Raw genomic sequence first — 2,159 nt, forward strand, 5'->3', positions numbered from 1 at the left:
GCACGGCGACAAGGTCCGGCTTTACCGCGACGACCGCCAGGAGGTGATCCGGGTCGACGAGATCCTGCCCAACCAGCCGCTCGGCACGCATCTTTACGTGTGCGGGCCGGAGGGCATGATCGACGCGATCCTGGCGGGCGGCCGTGCGGCCGGCTGGCCGGCCGAGAACCTGCACTCCGAGCGCTTCCTCGCGCCTCCGGGCGGCGACCCGTTCCGGGCCGTGCTGGCGAAGGCCGGGATCGCGGTTGAGGTCGGGCCGCATCAGAGCCTGCTGGAGGCGATCGAGGAGGCCGGCGTCGACGCGCCCTTCCTGTGCCGCGGCGGGGCCTGCGGCCAGTGCCAGACCACGGTGCTGTCGGCCGACGGCGAGCTCGCGCACAACGACCATTACCTGACCGAGGACGAGAAGGCCCTGGGCCAGAAGATCATGACCTGCGTCTCGCGGCTGAAGGGCCGCGAGCTGGTGCTGGACCTGTGAGGATCAGGCCAAGCCTTTCCAACAAGCCGATTGAACGGAGCCGCCCGATGACGATCCAGTTCAAGACAGAGACGTTCCGCGACGACTTCACCTTCTCGAACTCGCCGGAGGCGATCCGCCGCTTCCCGTTCCCGTTCGACAAGGACGAGTACATGTATGCGGTCAACATCGAGCAGCACATGCCCGGGCCGCCGAAGTCGGCGTTCGAGTTCCCCGTCGACATCGACGAGCATTACGTCGCCGAGATGCACGACCGGGCGCTGGTGCTGAAGGAAGACCCGCTGCGCTGCCAGTCGCTGCCGCACATGATCACCGCGGAATGGGACCTGCTCGAGCTCCTGATGGAGTCGATGGCCAGGCACTATCCCGAACACTTCGGGCTGACGAAGGACGGCGGGCGCTGGCGCTGGATCAACCGGCCGCTCGGGATCGACCAGAGCTTCACGTTCGGCGACGCCGCGACGCTGCCCTGTCCGCCGATGGAGTACATAACGCGACAGTGCCAGGGCGATTTCTGCCTGCTCGACCAGCGCCAGGACAATCTCTGGATGGACGCCGGCATCGTCACCACCCAGGCGGACTGGTCGCTCGACTTCGACCTCGGCATGAACTTCATGGAATGGCACGGCCCGGTGCCGCTCGCGCATGATCTCGGCGTGTTCGACCGGGCGCTGAAGTTCCTGCTGAACCTGCAGCAGGGGCGTCCGGTGCGCCGCCTGAACTGGACGATGACAGTCAATCCGCGGCTCGACACCAGCCCGGAGAACTACCACCGGTGGGGCGTCGACCGCACCACGGTCACGCCCGACAATGTCGGCGACAAGGTGCATCTCAGGGTCGAGCTGCAGGCGCTGTGGCGGCTGCCGCGCTCGAACGCCATCGTGTTCTCGATCCGCGCCTACCTGATCAAGATGAGCGAGCTGGTGACGATCCCCAAATGGGGCCGCCGCTTCCACCGGGTGCTGAAAAGCCTGCCGCCCGAGCTCGCCGACTACAAGGGCCTGACCCGCTACCGCCAGACCACGGTGGACTGGCTCGCCAGACATGACGACGGGGCCCCGACCTCGCCGGGCTTCTTCCCGGACTGACCACGAAGCCTCCGCCGCCAGAAACCTCCAGCTCAAGAGGACGCCCATGGGTCCCGAAGACTTCCCGCGCAGGAACGCCCTCGTCAGCCGCCACCAGGCGCTCGGCTCCGCGCTCGACAGCGAGTGGAACGGGATGCCGATCCCGCAGAGCTATGCGACCGACCCCTATGAGGAGACCGCGATCGTCCGCTCGAAGGCGGGGCTGTTCGACGTCTCGGGGCTGCGCATGATCGACGTCACGGGGCCCGACGCGGTCAAGGCGCTGAACCGCATGCTGACCACCGACGTCGACCGGCTGCGGCCCGGCCAGTCGACGATCTCCAACATCGTCGACCAGAACGGCGCGCTGATCGACGACGTGCTGGTCTATCGCGACGGGCCGGAGGCGTTCCGCCTGAGCCATGGCGGCGGCCGGCTCGAGGAGGTCATCGACGGCTTCTTCCAGGGGCTCGACGCGCGCTGGGCCAAGGACGACGACGTCCACATCCTGTCGCTGCAGGGGCCGCTCGCGCTCGACATCCTGAAGCCGCACGCCGACTTCGACCTCGCGACGCTCAAATACTTCGAGCACCGCCCCGCAAAGCTGTTCGGCA

At 67.4% G+C, this 2,159-nt stretch carries 2 protein-coding genes and 1 pseudogene; all 3 read left to right on the forward strand.

The genetic code is table 11. The features are described 5' to 3' along the window. Window positions 1–478, forward strand: a 478-nt coding sequence (locus tag ACIKT0_RS17410) for a flavin reductase family protein (protein WP_407106611.1), incomplete at its 5' end; no start/stop codon positions are given. 47 nt (window positions 479–525) lie between these two features. After that, a complete protein-coding gene (locus ACIKT0_RS17415; protein ID WP_407106612.1) occupies window positions 526–1,566 on the forward strand; it encodes a heme-dependent oxidative N-demethylase family protein in 1,041 nt (346 codons plus the stop codon). Window positions 1,567–1,612: 46 nt separating this feature from the next. Beyond that, window positions 1,613–2,159 (forward strand): annotated as a pseudogene (locus tag ACIKT0_RS17420) (aminomethyl transferase family protein); the annotation flags it as partial.

Origin of the sequence: Hansschlegelia beijingensis (assembly GCF_045505405.1) — a bacterium.
GTDB classification, from domain to species: Bacteria; Pseudomonadota; Alphaproteobacteria; order Rhizobiales; family Methylopilaceae; genus Methylopila; species Methylopila beijingensis_A.

What these genes read in the sequence shown, in the direction of transcription:
- ACIKT0_RS17415 (WP_407106612.1), top strand. Translation starts at nt 526, where the DNA reads ATGACGATCCAGTTCAAGACAGAGACGTTCCGCGACGACTTCACCTTC.